A 19,542-nucleotide genomic window follows, 5' to 3' on the forward strand; every position below is an offset into this window, starting at 1 on the left:
CAAGATGCCGTTACGGACCCTTGAGACCTGGCCCCACGGCGCAATCATGCTGGACGCAGAGCACACGCGATTCGCGTTGTGGGCGCCAGATGCGTTCTACGTCAGTGTCGAACTGGAAAATGGACAGTCCTTGCCGTTGCTGCCCCAGGCCGACGGCTGGTTCGTGAGCAACATCCGATGCGCGGCGGGCACGCGTTACCGCTACAGCATCGACGGCGAACTGGAAGTGCCCGACCCGGCCTCCCGCGCTCAGGCCGGCGATATCGACCGGCACAGTGTGGTGGTCGATCCGCTGGTCTATGCCTGGCAACACAGTGCCTGGCTGGGACGGCCATGGAACGAAGCGGTGATCTACGAACTGCATGTCGGTGCGCTCGGCGGCTTCAGCGCCGTCGAGCAGCATTTGGCGCGGCTGGTCGAACTGGGTGTCACCGCGATCGAACTGATGCCCGTCGCGCAGTTTCCCGGTGAGCGCAATTGGGGTTATGACGGCGTCCTGCCCTACGCGCCCCAGGCGTCATACGGCTCCCCCGAGCAGCTCAAGCACTTGATCGACACCGCCCACGGCCACGGCCTGGCGGTGATTCTCGACGTGGTCTACAACCACTTCGGCCCGGATGGCAATTACCTGCATCGTTATGCCAAGGGCTTCTTTCGCGAAGACAAACACACGCCGTGGGGCGCGGCCATCGACTTGCGCCGTCGCGAAGTACGGGACTTCTTCATCGAAAACGCATTGATGTGGCTGCTGGAATACCGTTTCGACGGTTTGCGCCTGGACGCGGTGCATGCCATCGAAGACCCGGATTTCCTCCAGGAACTGGCACGACGGGTGCGCCAGCAGACGGGCCCGACGCGGCATGTGTGGCTGATGGTGGAGAACGAACACAACCAGGCCAGCCTGCTCGAACAGGGTTACGACGCGCAGTGGAACGATGACGGCCACAACGCCCTGCATGTGTTGCTGACCGGGGAAACCGACGCCTATTACGCCGATTACGCGCAAAACCCCACCGAGCAACTGGCGCGCTGCCTGAGCCAGGGTTTCGTGTTCCAGGGCCATCTCAACCGCCATGGTGTGGCGCGGGGTGAACCCAGCGGGCATCTGCCGCCCAGTGCATTCATTCTGTTTTTGCAGAACCATGACCAGATCGGCAACCGGGCCTTCGGCGAGCGCCTGCATCAACTCGCCCACCCGCAAGCGTTGCGGGCCGCCACGGTGCTGCTGCTGTTATCGCCGATGATTCCGCTGCTGTTCATGGGCGACGAATTTGCGGTCGAGCAACCCTTCCTGTTTTTCACCAGCCATCATGGTGAATTGGCCAAGCAGGTTCGCGACGGCCGGCGCAGCGAGTTCGCGGCGCTCAGCGCCTTTGCCGACCCGATCCTGCGCGAACACATTCCGGACCCGAATGATCCGCAGACGTTTGCAGCGTCCCGCCCGGTCCTGCCATCGACCGGCCATTGCGAGATGCACGACCTGTATTGCCGCCTGTTGCAGATCCGTCACCGGCACATCATCCCGCGCCTGCCGGGCGCCCAGGCACTGGGAACCGATGTGCTGGGCGAAGGCGCGGTCAGTGCATCCTGGCGCTTGGGCGATGGCAGCCAGCTGCGCATTGACCTGAACCTCAGCGCCAGGCCTGTAGTCCATACCTCACAGACCGATGCCATGCGCTTGTTCGAATACCCGCCACAGAACCCCGACCTACCGGCTACAAACACTCTTGCCCCGTATTGCGCGCTCGTCAGCCTCGCCGCCGCAGTCCCCTTTGCTACCTCGTTTGGAGAGCGTCCATGAGTGATGCGCAACTGGAAATCCTGGCCAGCCGTGCCGGCCTCGCCGTCGACTGGATCGACGCCAACGGCCGCCCGCAAAAAGTCGCGCCGTCCGTGTTGCGCAACGTGCTGGCCGGCCTGGGCCACCCGGCCGGCAGTGCCCAGGAAATCGACGCCAGCCTGCTGGAACTGCAAGAGGCGCAACAGACCCATCACTTGCCGCCATTGATCACCGCCGATGCGGGGATGGGCCTGGACCTGGCGCGCTTTTTCGAGCCCGGGACCCCATGCGAAATCCACCTGGAGGACGGTTCGCGGCTCAACCTGAAACTGGACGCCAACGCGGTGCTGCCGGGGCTGGTACCGGTCGGCTATCAACAGATCAGCATGGACGGACAAAACTTCACCCTGGCCGTGGCCCCGGCCCGTTGCTACAGCGTGGCCGATGCCGTGGACAACCCGATCCCGCGAGCCTGGGGCCTGAGCGTGCAGTTGTATGGACTGCGCCGCTCCGGCGACGGCGGGTTTGGTGACACCCAGGCGCTGGAGGACCTCGCCCGGGTAGCCGGCGAGCGTGGTGCCGAGGCGCTGGCGATCAGCCCGCTGCATGCGATGTTTTCCAGTGATACCCAACGCTACAGCCCGTACTCGCCGTCCAGCCGTTTGTTTCTCAACAGCCTTTACTGCGCCCCCGGCACCATTCTCGGCGAACGCGCGCTGCGTACCGCCATCGATGCAACCGGGCTGGCCATTGAACTCAAGGCGCTGGATGAGCGTCCGCTGATTGACTGGCCGGCCGCCGCCGAAGCCAAGCATCGGCTGTTGCAGTCGCTGTACGAAGGTTTCGTCCAGGGTGAACACCCCTTGCACGAAGACTTCAGCAGCTTTCGTCACGCCGCTGGCGAAGCGCTGGAAAACCACTGCCGCTTCGAAGCCATCCAGGAGGCGCGCGCCGCCCGGGGTGAACACCTCGACTGGCGGCAGTGGCCCGAACCCTGGCGCAACCCGCGCAGCGCCGAACTGGCGGCATTCGCCGAAGAGAATGCCGGGCGCATCGGCTTCTTCGCCTTCTGCCAGTGGCTGATCACGCGCTGCCTGGAGCGCGCGCAAACCGCCGCCCGCGCCAGCGGCATGAGTATCGGCCTGATCGCCGACCTGGCCGTTGGCGCCGATGGCGGCGGGAGCCAGGCCTGGAGCCGCCAGGACGAACTGCTCGCGTCCCTCACCGTCGGCGCGCCACCGGATATTCTCAACCGCACCGGCCAGGGCTGGGGGATTTCCGCGTTCTCCCCTGAAGGCCTGGTGCGCAATGGTTTCCGGGCCTTCATCGAAATGTTGCGGGCCAACTTCGCCCACTGCGGCGGCTTGCGCATCGATCACGTCATGGGCTTGCAGCGTCTGTGGGTCATCCCCAACGGATCGCCGCCGGCCGACGGCGCTTACCTGTACTACCCGGTGGACGATCTGCTGCGTTTGCTGACCCTGGAATCCCATCGTCACCAGGCCATCGTCCTCGGCGAAGACCTCGGCACCGTGCCGGACGGCCTGCGGGAAAAACTCATCGCCCGTTCGATGCTGGGCATGCGGGTATTGCTGTTCGAACAGGACAACACGCACTTCAAGCCGATCCTCGACTGGCCGGACAACGCCCTGGCCACCACCAGCACCCATGACCTGCCGACCCTCAACGGCTGGTGGCATGGTCGCGATATCGACTGGAATGCCCGGCTCGGCATGGTCGATGCCAGCGGTGAAATCGAATGGCGCCAGCACCGCGAACGCGAGCGCGAAGGCCTGCGCCGAGCGTTGAGCCAGGACCCGCAGAACTTTCGCGAAGAGTCCCACGAAACCGACCAGGTGCTCGATGCCAGCGTGCGCTTCCTCGGTCATACCCGGGCACCCTTGGTGCTGCTGCCCCTGGAAGATGCCCTTGGCGTCGAACAGCAAGCCAACCTGCCCGGCACCACCGACACCCACCCCAACTGGTCGCGGCGCTTGCCCGGATACAGCGAAGCCCTGCTCGACGGAGCGGATGCCGCACGACGTCTGGAATTGCTCGCCTGCGCGCGGCTCCAGGCGGCCGAGCGTGATCGATGACCCAGGTGCCGACCCGACCACTGCGCGCCACCTTGCGCCTGCAATTTCACAAAGGCTTCACGCTCGAAGATGCGGTGCCACTGGTGCCGTATTTCGCCCGCCTCGGCATCAGCCATGTCTACGCCTCCCCACTGTTGCGCGCCCGCGCCGGGTCGATGCATGGCTACGACGTGGTGGATCCGACCAGGGTCAATCCGGAACTGGGCGGTGAGGCAGCGCTGAACAGCCTGGTCAGCGCCCTGCATGGGCACAACATGGGGTTGATCCTCGACGTTGTCTCCAACCACATGGCGGTCGGCGGCAACGATAATCCCTGGTGGCTGGATTTGCTGGAGTGGGGACGCCTGAGTCCTTACGGAGAGTTTTTCGATATCCAGTGGCACTCATCCGACCCGTTGATGGAAGGCCAGTTGCTCCTGCCGTTTCTGGGCAGCGACTACGGCGTCGCGTTGCAGGACGGCACCCTGCCCCTGCGATTCGATGCCTGGCACGGCACCTTCCATGTCGAGCACTACGAACACCGTTTCCCCATTTGCCCCAGCGATTACGGGGAGCTGCTCAGGACCGATGCACCGCTCGATACGCAACAGGCCGAACAACTGAAAAACCTGGCCGATCGCTTCAGCACCCTGAGCTACCAGACCGACGCCCACAGCCTGGCCCTGCCATTGAAAGCAGAACTTCGCGATCTGGTCAGCGATCCGGCCATTGCCCAAGCCATTGAGCAGCACCTGAACAACTACGTCTCACTGACCGGCGAAGGCTTCCAGCGCCTGCACAACCTGCTGGAACGCCAGAGCTATCGCCTTGCCAGTTGGCGCACCGCCGCCGATGACATCAACTGGCGGCGCTTCTTCGATATCAATGAGTTGGGCGGACTGCGCGTCGAGCGTCCCGCCGTGTTCGAAGCCACCCACGCGAAGATCTTCCAATTGGTGGCTCAAGGGCTGATCGACGGGTTGCGCATCGACCACATCGACGGCCTCGCCGACCCGCGGGGCTACTGCCGAAAACTGCGCCGCCGGGTCGACAGCCTGTCAGCGGGCCGCCACCTGCCCATCTATGTGGAAAAGATCCTCGGCGAAGGGGAAACCCTGCATCGCGACTGGTCGGTGGACGGCACCACCGGCTACGAATTCATGAACCAGTTGTCACTGTTGCAACAGGATCCACAGGGCGCGCAGACACTGGCCGAACTCTGGCATCGTCACAGCGAGCGGCCCGCCGACTTCTGCCAGGAAGCACAACTGGCCCGTCAACAAGTCCTCGGTGGTTCCCTGGCCGGAGATTTCGAAAGCGTCGCCCAGGCCCTGCTGCAAGTGGCCCGGGACAACCTCATGACCCGCGACCTGACCCTCGGCGCCATTCGCCGGGCCTTGCAGGCGCTGATCGTGCATTTCCCGGTGTACCGCACCTACATAGGCCCCCTTGGCCGTTCAGCCCGGGACGAGGCGTTTTTCCGCAAGGCCATGGACGGTGCCCGCCAAACCCTGGGCGAAGCGGACTGGCCGGTGCTCGACTGCCTGGCCGGCTGGCTCGGCGGTGAACCCTGGCGTTCGCGCCCGGCCGGGCGCGAACGCAAGCGTCTGAAGCACGCCTGCGTACGTTTCCAGCAACTGACCTCGCCGGCGGCGGCGAAATCGGTGGAAGACACCGCGCTCTATCGATCGGCCGTCCTGCTCTCGCGCAATGATGTTGGCTTCAACACCGAACAGTTCAGCGCACCGGCCGCCGACTTTCATCAGGCCTGCATCGAGCGCCTCGACACCTTCCCGGACAATCTGCTGGCCAGCGCCACCCACGACCACAAGCGCGGCGAAGATTCACGGGCGCGGCTGGCGGTACTGAGCGAGCGCAGCGCCTGGTACGTCGACCAGATCGGCCTGTGGCGCGCCCTTGCCCGGCCCTTGCGCAACGACGATCAAATGCCATCGTCGGGCGATGAAATGATTCTGTACCAGACTATTCTCGGCAGTTGGCCGCTGGAGTTGGGGATCGATCATCCGCCGTCCCTCGAGGACTACGCAAAACGTATCTGGCAGTGGCAACGCAAGGCCCTGCGTGAAGCCAAACTGCAAAGCAGCTGGAGCGCGCCCAATGACCCTTACGAGCAAGCGACAGAGGACTTCATCCAGCGCCTGTTGCTCAGCCCCGAAGGTGAGCTGTTGCGTACGGCCCTGGCCAAGGCTGCCCGTTCGATTGCCGCCCCCGGCGCACTCAATGGTTTGGCGCAAACCTTGCTGCGCATGACCGTGCCCGGCGTGCCGGATTTGTATCAGGGCAACGATTTCTGGGACTTCAGCCTGGTCGACCCGGACAACCGTCGTCCCGTGGATTACGCCAGCCGCCAGCAGGCGTTGCAGCAAGCGGTGGACCTGCCGGACTTGTTGCAGAACTGGCGTGACGGACGCATCAAGCAAACCTTGATTGCGCGCACCCTGGGCCTGCGCGCCGAGCATGCCGAGCTGTTTCGGCGTGGCACCTACCAGGCCCTGGAAGTGGTGGGCAGCGAGGCCCATCGAGTGCTGGGATTTGTCCGTGAACGGGAGGGGAAACGCGCCATTGTGATTGTGCCGATACGTTGTGCCGATCTGCTGGAAAACGGTGCCGAACCACAGGTCCACGCGCCGCGGTGGGGCGAAACCCGGGTCAAACTGCCGTTCGCCGTCCCTGACGAACATCTGCAGGGACTTTTTTCCGGCATCACAGTCACAAAACACAGGGAGCTGTTGATCAGCGCCGCGCTGGGGGATTTCCCGGTCAATCTCATTATTCAAACTACCCACACTTGAGTTCAGTTCAGGAGCATTGCGATGAGTACCGACGAAAAACGCATCCGCGAATTTGCCTATCAGATCTGGGAATCCGAAGGAAAACCCGAAGGCCAGGAAGCCCGCCACTGGGAGATGGCGTGCAAACTGGCGGACGCCGAAGCCCTGGCCCCGAAAAAACCGGCCAAGGCTGCCCCGAAAACCCCGGTCAGCAAAACGGCCAATGGCAAGGCTGGCGATGCCAAGGTCGCCGCGCCAAAAACCAAGGCCAAACCGGCGGCGGCTTCGAAGGTAATCCCGCCGGGGGAAAAGGCCGTCGCGAAAAAACCCCGGGCTGCGCGAAAACCGCCAGCGGTTTGAATATGTCTTGAGGCCCCTTCGCGGGCAAGTCGGACCGCCGCACCGCCGCTCCCACAGTGTTTGAAGGTGTGGCTGCAATCTGTGGCAACTCACAATACCTGTGGGAGCGGGCTTGCCCGCGAAGAGACCATCACTTCCAGCATTGATGTTGCCTGACACACCGTTTTCGTCGGAGCGCCGCCCGGAGCAAGCTCGCTCCTACAGGTAACCCCCGTTTACAGGAGTACCCATGACCAGTCCGAAGAAAGCCGCCGCGCCAGCCCCTCGTGCCGAAACCACACGAATCCGCGAAGGCCTGCCCTTTCCGCTGGGTGCCACCTGGGATGGACTGGGAGTCAACTTCGCCCTGTTTTCCGCCCACGCCACCAAGGTTGAACTGTGCCTGTTCGACGACGCTGGCGAAGTGGAACTCGAACGCATCGAACTGCCCGAATACACCGACGAGATTTACCACGGCTACCTGCCCGACGCCCATCCGGGGTTGGTTTATGGCTATCGCGTCTACGGTCCGTACGACCCGACCAACGGCCATCGCTTCAACCCCAACAAACTGCTGATCGACCCCTACGCCAAACAACTGGTGGGCAAGTTGAAATGGTCCGAAGCGCTGTTCGGCTACACCATCGGCCACCCCGACGCCGACCTCAGCTTCGATGAGCGGGACAGCGCGCCCTTCGTGCCCAAATGCAAGGTCATCGACCCGGCGCACACCTGGGGCCACGATCATCGTGTCAGCGTGCCGTGGGACAGGACGATCATCTATGAAACCCATGTGCGCGGCTTCAGCATGCGTCACCCTGCCGTCCCCGAGAATCTGCGCGGCACCTTTGCCGGGTTGATGGTCGATGAAGTGGTCGAGCACATCCGCAAACTCGGTGTGTCGACCGTGGAGCTGCTGCCGATCCATGCGTTCGTCAACGACCAGCATTTGCTGCACAAGGGCATGACCAATTACTGGGGCTACAACAGCATTGCGTTCTTCGCCCCCGACCCGCGGTACCTGGCCAGTGGCAAGATTGCCGAATTCAAGGAAATGGTCGCGCACCTGCACGAAGCCAATCTGGAGGTGATCCTCGACGTGGTCTACAACCACACCGCCGAGGGCAACGAACAAGGCCCGACCCTGTCCATGCGCGGCATCGACAATGCGTCCTACTACCGCCTGATGCCCGAGGACAAACGCTTCTATATCAACGATTCCGGCACCGGCAACACCCTGGACCTGAGCCACCCGTGCGTGCTGCAAATGGTCACCGACTCCCTGCGCTACTGGGCCACGGAAATGCACGTGGACGGCTTTCGCTTTGACCTCGCAACCATCCTTGGGCGCTATCACGACGGTTTCGACGAACGCCACAGTTTCCTGGTGGCCTGCCGCCAGGACCCGGTGCTGCGCCAGGTCAAACTGATCGCCGAGTCATGGGACTGCGGCCCCGGCGGTTATCAGGTCGGCAATTTTCCGCCGGGCTGGGTCGAGTGGAACGACAAGTTCCGCGACACCGTGCGCGCCTTCTGGAAAGGCGACGACGGGCAACTGGCGGACTTTGCCAACCGTCTGACCGCTTCGGGCGAAATGTTCAACCAACGTGGCCGGCGGCCTTACTCATCGGTCAATTTCGTCACCGCCCACGACGGTTTCACCCTCAACGACCTGGTGTCCTACAACGACAAGCACAACGAAGCCAACGACGAAAACAATCAAGACGGCAGCAACAACAACCTGTCCTGGAACCACGGCGTCGAAGGCCCCACCGACGATCCCGAGATCAACGCGCTGCGCCATCGGCAGATGCGCAATTTCTTCGCCACCCTGCTGCTGGCCCAAGGCACGCCGATGCTGGTGGCCGGCGACGAGTTCGCCCGCACCCAGGACGGCAACAACAATGCGTACTGCCAGGACAGCGAGACCGGCTGGGTCAACTGGGACCTCAGCGACGACGGCAAGGCCCTGCTCAAGTTCGTCAAACGCCTGATCAAATTGCGCCTGACCTACCCGGTCCTGCGGCGCGGGCGTTTCCTGGTGGGCAATTACAACGAGGACATCGGCGTCAAGGATGTGACCTGGCTGGCGCCGGACGGTACGGAAATGACCACCGAGCATTGGCACGATGCGCACAATCGATGCCTGGGCATGCTGCTCGATGGCCGCGCCCAGGAAACCGGCATTCGCCGCAAAGGCGTCGACGCGACATTGATGCTGGTGGTCAACGCACATCACGACATCGTCAATTTCCGGCTGCCTGAAGTGCCTGACGGCGGTTTCTGGACATGCATGATCGACACCAACCAACCGTCGATCCGCGGCCAGGAGCGCTTTGAGTTTGGCCACGAGTACTCGGTCACCGGCCGTTCGTTGCTGCTGTTCGAATTGCAGCATGAGGAAGAAGAGTAAAAGAGACGCCAGGTATTCATGGCCGTGACACCGCAGGGCGGAAATATCATTGCGGACAACTTCACGACGCGACGAATAGCGTTACATGAGCAATACTCGATTTGCGGCAATCCAGGGTTTGGCTTGTCGCGCCGCTATCCACCAGCCCTCAAGGGTCTGCCGGGCTTGTCCCATGCACGACTGAAGGCGACGCAGAACAAGGACGTATCCACCATGAAACCCGTTTCCCTGAGCGAAGTCAGCCTGCCCTCACAGATCTGGAACAGCGCCCCGCAACTGGACAGCATTCCGGTCATCAACACCCAATCCCTGGTACCCACCGGCGCACGCGTGGTGCTCATTGCCCCGCACCCTGGCGATGAAGTCGTGACCTGCGGCGGCCTGCTGCAATTGCTCAGTAACCTGGGCCACCCGCTGCAATTGATCTCGATCACCGACGGCAGCGCCAGCCATCCGGGGTCACAGCAGTGGTCGGAAAAACGCCTCAGCGTGTTTCGTCCCCAGGAAAGCGTGGAAGCCATACGTCGACTCGGGTTGCCGATGCACAGCCTGAAGTGGATTCGTGGCGGGTTTACCGATAACGCGCTGGCGGAACAGGAAGATCAGATCGCCCGATTCATCACGCGCTACCTGCGCCCAGGTGATGTGGTGTTCAGCACCTGGCGCCAGGACGGCAATGTCGACCACGACACTGTTGGCCGCGCGAGCGCCAGGGCGGCGGCCAATATCGGGGCCTCCTACAACGACGTACCGTTCTGGGCCTGGCACTGGCCGGCACGGGACCGGGAGCTGATTCCCTGGCACCGTGCCCGCAAGGTGCGCCTCGATACCTGGACCGTCGCCCGCAAGAGTCACGCCACCCACGCCTACGCCAGCCAACTGGACGGCGAACCGGCCATCGGCCTCGCGCCGTTGCTGCCCCGGCCGCTGCTGGAGCGTATCCGTTTGCCTTATGAAATTGTGCTGGTTTGAAAACGCAGCCCATTGGACTGAACTGCCTGCCATCGCATCAGTCGCATACATAAGCAGCCCTGAGTCAGAGGAGTGCATGTGGCCAGTCATTCAAAACCGCAGGTAACCGAATCAATGCCATTGAACACGCCCCCGGCGATTCATCGGCTTCGCGTGCTGACGGTCAACACCCATAAGGGTTTTACCGCACTCAACCGGCGCTTCATCCTTCCTGAATTGCGTGAAGCGGTGCGCAGTACGTCGGCAGACCTGGTGTTCCTGCAAGAAGTCGTCGGTGAGCACGACCGCCACTCCTCCCGCTACAACGATTGGCCACAAACCTCGCAATATGAATTCCTCGCCGACAGCATGTGGAGCGACTTCGCCTATGGGCGCAATGCCGTCTACCCCGACGGTCACCATGGCAATGCCCTGCTGTCGAAATATCCGATCCGCGAGTATCGAAACCTGGATGTTTCCATTACCGGCCCGGAACGCCGTGGCTTGCTGCACTGCGTGCTGGACGTGCCGGGGCATCGCGAAGTGCATGCGATTTGCGTTCACCTCAGCCTGCTGGAAAGCCATCGTCAGCTGCAATTGCAGTTGCTCTGTCAGCTCCTCGAGTCCCTGCCGGATGATGCGCCGGTGATCATTGCCGGCGACTTCAACGACTGGCAGATGCAGGGCAATGCCACCCTTGCCCGCCACGATTACTTGCACGAAGCCTTCGAACGCCACCTGGGTCGTCCTGCCAAAACCTACCCCGCGCGGTTTCCCTTGCTGCGCCTGGACCGCGTCTACCTGCGCAATGCCAGCAGCCATGAGCCGCAAATACTGGGAAACAAGCCGTGGACGCACCTGTCCGACCATTTGCCGCTGGCGGTGGAAGTGCATCTCTGAATCACGGCCATTCATTGCCAGGTGTCGGCGTCGATAGCACCGGCCCCTTCGCGAGCAAGTCGAATCGTCGCACCGCCGCTCCCACACTGGATTGATGACGTACTCAAAACCAGTGTGGGAGCGGGCTTGCTCGCGAATTGCAGCACCGCCGACTTCGGATCAGCCCTGCGGCCGCAACATCAATACCGCCAACGGCGGCAAATTAAGTACCAGTGACAACGCCTGGCCATGGCTCGGCGTTTCCTCGGCCACCGCCCCGCCACTGTTGCCGTAGTTGGAACCGGCATAGATGGACGAGTCGCTGTTGAGCACCTCGTTCCACTGCCCGGCAAACGGCACCCCGACGCGATAAGCCTCGCGTGGCACTGGCGTGAAGTTGGCCACCACCAGCACCGGTTCGCCGTCCTTGCTCCAGCGCAACCACGCATAAACGCTGTTGATCGCGTCATCGCCGATCAGCCATTGGAAACCCTGCGGCACGTCGTCCTGCTCATGCAGCGCCGGCTCTTCGCGGTACAAGCGGTTGAGGTCGGCCACCAGTTTCTGCACCCCCTGGTGCTCGGGGTATTGCAGCAGGTACCAGTCCAGTTGCTGGTCATGGTTCCACTCGCGCCACTGGCCGAACTCGCAGCCCATGAACAGCAGTTTCTTGCCCGGATGCGCCCACATGAAACTCAGGTAGGCCCGCAGGTTGGCGAATTTCTGCCAGCGGTCGCCGGGCATCTTGTCGATCAGCGAGTGTTTGCCGTGCACCACTTCATCGTGGGAGATCGGCAGGATGAAGCGCTCGGACCACGCATACACCAGGCCGAAACTCAGTTCGTTGTGGTGATGGGCGCGGTACACCGGGTCCTGCTGGATGTAATGCAGCGAGTCGTGCATCCAGCCCATGTTCCATTTGTAGGCAAAGCCCAGGCCGCCCTGTTGCGTGCCCTGGCTTACACCGGGCCATGCGGTGGATTCCTCGGCGATCACCAGCGCACCGGGCGCTTCGAGGGCCACCACGTCATTGAGGTGACGCAGGAAGTCGATGGCTTCCAGGTTCTCCCGCCCGCCATGGCGGTTCGGCACCCACTCGCCGGCCTTGCGCGAGTAGTCGCGGTAGAGCATCGAGGCCACCGCATCGACCCGCAGGCCGTCGACGTGGAAATGCTTGAGCCAGTGCAGCGCCGACGCCAGCATGTAACCATGCACTTCGGTGCGACCCAGGTTGTAGATCAGCGTGTCCCAGTCCTGATGGAAACCTTCCTGCGGGTTGCCGTACTCGTACAGCGCCGTGCCGTCGAACTGGGCCAGGCCGTGGGTATCGGTGGGGAAATGCGCCGGCACCCAATCGAGAATCACCCCGAGTTCGGCCTGGTGGCAGGCGTTGATGAACGCGGCGAACTCGTCCGGCGTGCCATACCGCGCACTCGGCGCGAATTGCGACAACAACTGATAACCCCACGAGCCGCCGAACGGGTGCTCCATGATCGGCATCAGTTCGATGTGGGTGAAACCGAGGTCTTTGACATAGGGAATCAGCCGCTCGGTCAACTCGGGCCAAGTGTACTGGCGGGCCACTTCGCCCAGGTCGTCCAGCTCGCATTGCCACGAGCCGGCGTGCAATTCGTAGATCGACAACGGCGCCGTCACCCGCTGGCGGTCACCACGGGTCATCATCCAGTCCTGATCCTGCCAGTCGATGTTCAAGGGTGAAGCGACTTTCGAGGCGGTGTCCGGTGGCAGGCTGGTGGCCAACGCCACGGGATCGGCCTTCAACGGCAGGATGCCGTGGGCGCCGAGAATCTCGTATTTGTAGGTGTCCCCGGCTTGCAGGCGCGGGATGAACAATTCCCAGACGCCTGTGGGGTGACGCAGTCGCATCGGGTGCCGGCGCCCATCCCAGACGTTGAAATCACCGACCACCGACACCCGCCGGGCATTCGGCGCCCACACGGCGAAACGCACGCCGTCGATGCCGTCCACGGTTTTCAGTTGCGCGCCCAGGCACCCGCTGAGGTCGCGGTGATTGCCTTCGGCAAACAGATACAAATCCATTTCGCCCAACAACGGACCGAAGCTGTAAGGATCTTCTGCCGTTTGCTCGCCGCCGGCCCAACGGGTGCGCAACAGATACGCTTGCGCACGTTCGAAATGCCCGACAAACAATCCCGGCGTCTCTGTGGCTTCAAGTTGGCCGAGCTCTTGTCCGGTATCCCTGGCCAGCACCTGCACACTCAAGGCACCCGGCAGATACGCGCGAATGAATTGCCCGCCAGCGCCATCAGCGTGGGGGCCAAGAATCGCAAAAGGATCGATATGCTCGGCGCGCACCAATGCGTCGATATCCCGCGCCCTGGGCAGCAGCGCTTCTTTGTGAGGACCCTGTTCCTTGTTCGAGACACTCATGACTACTCTCCATCAAGATCGGAAAAGGGTTTAAGCCCACTCAATAATCCATATAAACCGTGCAACGGCACGGGCAACCAGGCGGGGCGATTTTCCGCCTCATAAGCCACTTCATACGCCGCCTTCTCCAGACCGAACAACGCCAGCGCGGCATCCTCGCCTTCGGGATCTTGCCATGCATGGGCAAGACTAGCTGCCGCCAGCCGATAAGCGTCGACAAATGCTTGCCGCGCCTCGCTCAAGTAGCGATCGGTGACCCGCAAGCGCGCGGCATCGGCCGCTGCGGTGTTATCGACGCTCTGCACGTTGATCGCCATCGCCGCCGCATAGTCGAAGGACCGCAGCACGCCGCTGACATCCTTGTACGGGCTGTGTTTGCCCCGTCGTTCATGCAATGGCCGGGCCGGTTCGCCTTCGAAGTCGATCAGGTAGGCATCGCCCTTGATCACCAGCACCTGCCCCAGGTGCAGGTCGCCGTGCACACGAATGCGCAAGCCGCCCGCGGTCTTTTTGCCCAACGCCTGTACATGGCCGAGGATGGCTTTCTTGTTGTCCAGTAAACGGCCGACCAGGGTCTGGTCCGCCGGATCAAGCTGATTTTTATGCTGCTTGAGCAAGTAAAGCGCGTGCTCGATTTGCGCCGCGACATCCTTGGCCGAGGCCAGCGCCTCCTTCTGCGTAGTGACCTGGGGCAAGAAGTCCGGGTTGGCACTCGGCGCCGCCAGCACCTGGTGCATTTCCCCCAGACGCTGACCAAGCATAGCGGCGAAATCTTTCAGTTCGCCGAGCGCGTTGTAATGCTGTTCCTGCTCGGACACGGCGTCGGCCAGTTCATCACGAAGCGCCCGTTCGAGGTTGTTCTGGGTCCATTCCCAGGCGTCGCCCTGATTGCTCAGGTAGCCTTGGGCGATCATCAGCAAATTATCTTCACCCGCCCCGTCCCGGCGCACCACGGCCCCCAGCAATGGTGAAATATTGCTGAACCCGGCTTGCGTCAGGTACGCGCTCATTTCCAGCTCAGGGTGCACGCCGCAGGCGACCTTGCGGATCAGCTTCAGCACCAGGCTGTTGCCGATCACCACCGAGCTGTTGGACTGTTCGGCCGACAGGTAACGCACCGGCGACTCGGCATTGAGGCCGAGTTTTTCCAGTTCGGCGGTGGACTCGAAGCGAATGTCGCCATCGCTGGAGGCCAATACGGTGCCGGCCTGAATGCCCTGCAATACGGCATGCACAAAGGTGTCCAGGCTGAAGGCATCGGTGATCAGGCCGACCTGGCGCCCACGCCGTACCCGCGACAATGCCAATTGCTGCGGCAAGGGAGTACCGACCTGATCTTCCGAGATAAAACCGAACGGCAACTGGTAGCGGCTGCTCTGGTCACCGCTGGTGACATTGATCTCGCTGAACAGTACCGGGTGCTGCGGATCGCCGAATCGCACGCCATAGGCCAGTTCGACCTGTTCGATGGCGGCGTCCTTACCCGCAAACCAGCGGCGGTTCTGCAACCAGTTGGGCAGGATGCTTTGCTCCAGCGTGGTGCGTGACGGCGCTTCGAGCAGTTCCTCCATGCGTTTTTTCAGTACCAGCGTGGTGAAGTCCGGCAGGCTCTGTGCAGGCTCCACGTGCCAGCTCGGCATCTGGTTTTCCGCGGCGAGGCCGAACCAGTAGAAGCCGTAAGGCGCCAGCGTCAGGAGGAAGTTCAGCTGGCCGATGGGGGGGAATGCGTTACCCCCGAGCATCTCCACCGGCACCATGCCGACGTAGGCCGACAGATCGAGCTCGGCGGCCTGGGCGCTGCGCGACACGTTGGCCACGCACAGGATGATTTCGTGCTTACCGTCCGCCCCGGTGTATTCACGGGTGTAGGCCAGAATCCGCCGGTTGCTCGGCGACAGCATCTTCAACGTACCACGCCCGAAGGCCTTGGATTGCTTGCGCACGGCGAGCATGCGCCGGGTCCAGTTCAATAGCGAATGCGGGTCGCCAGCCTGGGTTTCGACGTTGACCGACAGGTAGCCGTATTGCGGGTCCATGATCGGCGGCAGCACCAGACTCGCCGGGTCGGCTCGGGAGAAACCGCCGTTGCGGTCGATGGACCATTGCATGGGCGTGCGCACACCGTCGCGGTCGCCGAGGTAGATGTTGTCGCCCATGCCGATCTCATCGCCGTAATACAGGGTCGGCGTGCCGGGCATGGACAGCAGCAGGCTGTTGAGCAGCTCGACCCGACGGCGGTCGCGTTCCATCAGCGGCGCCAGGCGGCGGCGAATCCCCAGGTTGATCCGGGCGCGACGGTCGGCGGCGTAATAATTCCACAGGTAGTCGCGTTCCTTGTCGGTGACCATCTCCAGGGTCAGCTCATCGTGGTTGCGCAGGAAGATCGCCCATTGGCAGTTGGCGGGTATATCCGGGGTCTGGCGCAGAATGTCGGTAATCGGGAAACGATCTTCCTGGGCCAGCGCCATATACATGCGCGGCATCAACGGGAAGTGGAAGGCCATGTGGCATTCATCGCCGTTCAGGCCTTTCTTGTCGGTGTCGCCGAAGTACAACTGAGTATCCTCCGGCCACTGATTGGCCTCAGCCAGCAACATGCGGTCGGGGTAGTTGGCGTCGATTTCCGCACGGATCTTTTTCAGGACGTCGTGGGTTTCCGGCAAGTTCTCATTGTTGGTGCCATCGCGCTCGATCAGGTAGGGAATCGCGTCCAGGCGCAAGCCGTCGATGCCCATGTCGAGCCAGTAACGCATCACCGACAGCACCGCTTTCATGACTTGCGGGTTATCGAAGTTCAGGTCCGGTTGGTGGGAGTAGAAACGGTGCCAGAAGTATTGGCCGGCGACCGGGTCCCAGGTCCAGTTGGACTTCTCTGTATCGAGAAAGATGATGCGGGTGCCATCGTATTTTTGATCGTCATCGGACCACACGTAGAAGTCCCGCGCCGCCGATCCGGGTTTGGCCTTGCGCGCCCGCTGGAACCACGGGTGCTGGTCGGAGGTGTGGTTGATGACCAGTTCGGTGATCACCCGCAGGCCGCGTTTGTGCGCCTCGGCAATGAAACGCCTGGCATCTGCCATGGTGCCGTAGTCGCTGTGTACGCCACGGTATTCGGCGATGTCGTAGCCGTCATCGCGCCGTGGCGAGGGATAGAACGGCAACAGCCAGATGGTGTTGACGCCCAGGTCGGCGATGTAATCGAGCTTGGCGATAAGGCCGGGAAAGTCGCCAATCCCATCGTTGTTGGAGTCGAAGTACGATTTGACGTGGACTTGATAGATCACCGCGTCCTTGTACCAGAGCGGGTCCTTGATGAACGTGGCTGCCTTGGGTTTCTTCGCCATGTGCAACTCCTGGTGAATTCGAAAGTTCCGCCGGGCTGGTCACTCGAGTCAAACGCAATGAGGTCTACGTGGGAGCGAGCTTGCTCGCGATGACAATTGAATATTCAATAAAGAGGTTGCCCACAAAATTGCTATCGCGAGCAAGCTCGCTCCCACAGGTTTTGCGTTTAAACAGTTATCCTCCAAATCCCGAACGGCTGATACGCCGGGTCGATCCGCATGAACTGCTGCTTGCCGTGCCAGGTCCAGCGATGACCATTCATTAAATCTTCGCCCTGGGTGCTGGCGTAGTCAGGCAAGCCCATGTCCCACAACGGCAACTCGAAGTTCGCTTCCTGCACGTTGTGCGGATCGAGACTGACCGCCACCAGAATGAAATTGCCTCCATCGGTGCTGCGCTTGCCGAAGTACAGGATGTTGTCGTTCCAGGCGTTGTAGACCTTCAGGCCCAGATGCGTGTGCAACGCCGGGTTCTGCCGTCGGATGCGGTTGAGCTGGGCGATCTCGGCAATGATGTTGCCCGGCGCGTTGAAGTCCCGCGGGCGGATCTCATACTTCTCGGAATCGAGGTATTCCTCCTTACCCGGTACCGGAGCCGACTCGCACAACTCAAAACCCGAATACATGCCCCAAAGGCCCGAGCCCATGGTCGCCAGCACGGCGCGAATGAGAAACCCGGGACGCCCGGATTCGTGGAGGAACGCCGGGTTGATGTCCGGTGTATTGACGAAGAAATTCGGCCGGTAGCATTCTCGCCACGGCGATTCGTTGAGTTCGGTGAAGTAGGTCGCCAGTTCGGCCTTGGTGTTACGCCAGGTGAAATAGGTATAGCTCTGGGAGTAACCGACCTTGCCCAGGCGCGCCATCATTGCCGGGGTGGTAAAGGCTTCGGCGAGGAAGATCACCTCGGGGTACAGCGCCCGTACATCGGCGATCAGCCATTGCCAGAACGGCAACGGCTTGGTGTGCGGATTATCGACGCGAAAGATCTTCACGCCCTCCTCGACCCAGCCCACCACGATGTCGCGCAGTTCCACCCAAAGGCTCGGAATCGCCTCGGGGGCATAGAAGTCGACGTTGACGATGTCCTGGTATTTCTTCGGTGGGTTCTCGGCATACTTGATCGTGCCGTCCGGCCGCCAGTTGAACCAGCCGGGGTGTTGCTTGAGCCATGGATGGTCCTGGGAACACTGGATGGCAAAATCCAGGGCGATTTCCAGACCATGGGCCGCAGCGGACGCCACCAGTCGGCGGAAGTCTTCGCGGGTACCCAATTGCGAGTGAATCGCCTCGTGCCCGCCTTCCTCGCTACCAATCGCATAGGGGCTGCCCGGATCATCGGGACCCGCCGTCAGCGAGTTGTTCGGGCCTTTGCGGTAGCTGCGCCCGATCGGGTGGATCGGCGGGAAATACAGCACATCGAAACCCATGTCCTGGATCATCGCCAGCCGCGTATGCACGTCATTGAAGGTGCCATGGCGCGTCGGGCTGTCGGTGATCGAGCGCGGGAACAATTCATACCAGCTGGCGAACTGCGCCAGTTCGCGCTCGACATCCACCGGGTACTCCGGGCTCAGGCTCAGGTAGGCGCGATGATTGACGCGGGCCATGAGGTCGGCGCTACGCGGGTGCAAAAACAGTGCGACCTGCTCGGTTTCGAGCAATCCTGACAGTTCATGGTGCAAGGCCGCCAGTTGCTCGCTGAGTAGCCCTTCGCTACGTTCGGCGGCCTGCTGGACATGAATCCGCCCTTCCTGCAATTCCAGACTGACGGGCACTGCCGCCGCATGCTTCTTTTCCAGCTCATGGCAAAAACTGGCGAACTGATCGATCCAGGCTTCGATACAGAACAGATAACGGCCCTGGCTGTCGACCCGGAACTGCCCCTGCCAGCCGTTATTGCCCAGGTCGTTCATGGCCGCGCTTTGCCAGGCGTCCTCGTCCTCGGCCCGCCAGCGCACGCGCACCGCCAGCTTGTCATGCCCGTCGGCGAAGACCTTGGCCGTCACCACCACGTCCTGCCCCACCACGGCCTTGACGGCGAATTGTCCGCCTTCAAGGATCGGCATGATGTTTTCAATGACGATACGCGGCAGCAACAACGCCTGCGACAGCGGCATGTGCGGGTTGTAGCTCAACTCAGTCGGTTTTTCAGCCGTCATCGAGCCTCTCTCCTTACGCCCCATGGACGCGCTTGTGTCTGGTCGCCACCCCGCCGGGCAATCCGCCCCGGGATGCACTCACTTAGGTTCCGAGCGACAGCCGCCGGGAAAGTTTCATCGGCAATTCCCGGAATCAAGTCCTTCGCGCTGCGGTCAACCAATCAGTCCACCTACTTAAGCACGACTCACGCCATGTGCCACCGGAGGCTTGAACAATGAACAATCCATTCCCGGCTGAAACCCCCGATCCCAACATCGACAACCCGGTGATCCCACCCAGCGATCCGCAACCGGTGCCCGAACAGGATCCGCCCGGCACGAACCCGCCACCTAGGGAAGAACCGCCAACGACGATGCCGCCGGTGATTGTGCCCCCTGAATGACGACAGTTGATC

Annotated in this window: 11 protein-coding genes; 8 read left to right on the plus strand and 3 right to left on the minus strand. The window is 62.1% G+C overall.

Annotated elements, in window-relative coordinates; genetic code table 11:
- Positions 1 to 4 precede the first annotated feature (4 nt).
- From treZ to AC1RS8_RS06885, 7 genes are all read left to right on the plus strand, one after another.
- Positions 5 to 1,801, plus strand: coding sequence for a malto-oligosyltrehalose trehalohydrolase (gene treZ / locus AC1RS8_RS06855; RefSeq protein ID WP_218495978.1), 1,797 nt, complete (start codon positions 5 to 7; stop codon positions 1,799 to 1,801).
- Positions 1,798 to 3,876, plus strand: a complete 2,079-nt coding sequence (gene malQ / locus AC1RS8_RS06860) for a 4-alpha-glucanotransferase (RefSeq protein ID WP_489340550.1) — start codon at positions 1,798 to 1,800, stop codon at positions 3,874 to 3,876. Before treZ ends, malQ begins: the two co-directional genes overlap by 4 nt.
- Positions 3,873 to 6,668 (plus strand): malto-oligosyltrehalose synthase, encoded by a 2,796-nt coding sequence (locus AC1RS8_RS06865; RefSeq protein WP_493162479.1) that lies wholly within the window; start codon positions 3,873 to 3,875, stop codon positions 6,666 to 6,668. The genes malQ and AC1RS8_RS06865 overlap by 4 nt, the downstream gene beginning before the upstream one ends.
- 21 nt (positions 6,669 to 6,689) lie before the next feature.
- On the plus strand, positions 6,690 to 7,007 hold the full coding sequence (locus tag AC1RS8_RS06870) for a DUF2934 domain-containing protein (protein WP_489340548.1): 318 nt from the start codon (positions 6,690 to 6,692) through the stop codon (positions 7,005 to 7,007).
- A 229-nt stretch (positions 7,008 to 7,236) separates the two neighbouring features.
- The gene (gene glgX / locus AC1RS8_RS06875) at positions 7,237 to 9,399 is read left to right on the plus strand and encodes a glycogen debranching protein GlgX (RefSeq protein ID WP_489340547.1); all 2,163 of its coding nucleotides are present in this window, start codon (positions 7,237 to 7,239) and stop codon (positions 9,397 to 9,399) included.
- A gap of 213 nt (positions 9,400 to 9,612) precedes the next feature.
- The gene (locus AC1RS8_RS06880) at positions 9,613 to 10,371 is read left to right on the plus strand and encodes a PIG-L deacetylase family protein (protein WP_429521156.1); all 759 of its coding nucleotides are present in this window, start codon (positions 9,613 to 9,615) and stop codon (positions 10,369 to 10,371) included.
- 114 nt (positions 10,372 to 10,485) lie between these two features.
- Positions 10,486 to 11,250 (plus strand): endonuclease/exonuclease/phosphatase family protein, encoded by a 765-nt coding sequence (locus AC1RS8_RS06885; RefSeq protein WP_090455067.1) that lies wholly within the window; start codon positions 10,486 to 10,488, stop codon positions 11,248 to 11,250.
- Between the two features lie 159 nt (positions 11,251 to 11,409).
- On the opposite strand, the gene glgB is transcribed toward AC1RS8_RS06885, so the two are convergent.
- The 3 genes from glgB to AC1RS8_RS06900 all read right to left on the minus strand — a co-directional run bounded on the left by glgB (position 11,410) and on the right by AC1RS8_RS06900 (position 19,147).
- The gene (glgB, locus tag AC1RS8_RS06890) at positions 11,410 to 13,641 is read right to left on the minus strand and encodes a 1,4-alpha-glucan branching protein GlgB (RefSeq protein WP_489340546.1); all 2,232 of its coding nucleotides are present in this window, start codon (positions 13,639 to 13,641) and stop codon (positions 11,410 to 11,412) included.
- A 2-nt stretch (positions 13,642 to 13,643) separates the two neighbouring features.
- On the minus strand, positions 13,644 to 16,985 hold the full coding sequence (treS, locus tag AC1RS8_RS06895) for a maltose alpha-D-glucosyltransferase (protein ID WP_489340545.1): 3,342 nt from the start codon (positions 16,983 to 16,985) through the stop codon (positions 13,644 to 13,646).
- Positions 16,986 to 17,152: 167 nt separating this feature from the next.
- Entirely contained in the window at positions 17,153 to 19,147 is a 1,995-nt protein-coding gene (locus AC1RS8_RS06900) for an alpha-1,4-glucan--maltose-1-phosphate maltosyltransferase (RefSeq protein ID WP_489340544.1), read from the minus strand.
- A gap of 215 nt (positions 19,148 to 19,362) precedes the next feature.
- Between AC1RS8_RS06900 and AC1RS8_RS06905 the strand changes: the two genes are divergently transcribed.
- Positions 19,363 to 19,530: a hypothetical protein gene (locus AC1RS8_RS06905; RefSeq protein ID WP_167362862.1), complete on the plus strand. Its 168-nt coding sequence runs from the start codon at positions 19,363 to 19,365 to the stop codon at positions 19,528 to 19,530.
- Positions 19,531 to 19,542: the final 12 nt, after the last annotated feature.

Source organism: Pseudomonas sp. GW821-FHT12A04, from assembly GCF_058807755.1.

Excerpts from the sequence above, each read along its gene's own strand:
- treS (WP_489340545.1), bottom strand. The coding sequence starts at position 16,985 with ATGGCGAAGAAACCCAAGGCAGCCACGTTCATCAAGGACCCGCTCTGG.
- AC1RS8_RS06905 (WP_167362862.1), top strand. The coding sequence starts at position 19,363 with ATGAACAATCCATTCCCGGCTGAAACCCCCGATCCCAACATCGACAAC.
- glgB (WP_489340546.1), bottom strand. The coding sequence starts at position 13,641 with ATGAGTGTCTCGAACAAGGAACAGGGTCCTCACAAAGAAGCGCTGCTG.
- treZ (WP_218495978.1), top strand. The coding sequence starts at position 5 with ATGCCGTTACGGACCCTTGAGACCTGGCCCCACGGCGCAATCATGCTG.
- AC1RS8_RS06870 (WP_489340548.1), top strand. The coding sequence starts at position 6,690 with ATGAGTACCGACGAAAAACGCATCCGCGAATTTGCCTATCAGATCTGG.
- AC1RS8_RS06865 (WP_493162479.1), top strand. The coding sequence starts at position 3,873 with ATGACCCAGGTGCCGACCCGACCACTGCGCGCCACCTTGCGCCTGCAA.
- AC1RS8_RS06885 (WP_090455067.1), top strand. The coding sequence starts at position 10,486 with ATGCCATTGAACACGCCCCCGGCGATTCATCGGCTTCGCGTGCTGACG.
- AC1RS8_RS06880 (WP_429521156.1), top strand. The coding sequence starts at position 9,613 with ATGAAACCCGTTTCCCTGAGCGAAGTCAGCCTGCCCTCACAGATCTGG.
- AC1RS8_RS06900 (WP_489340544.1), bottom strand. The coding sequence starts at position 19,147 with ATGACGGCTGAAAAACCGACTGAGTTGAGCTACAACCCGCACATGCCG.
- malQ (WP_489340550.1), top strand. The coding sequence starts at position 1,798 with ATGAGTGATGCGCAACTGGAAATCCTGGCCAGCCGTGCCGGCCTCGCC.
- glgX (WP_489340547.1), top strand. The coding sequence starts at position 7,237 with ATGACCAGTCCGAAGAAAGCCGCCGCGCCAGCCCCTCGTGCCGAAACC.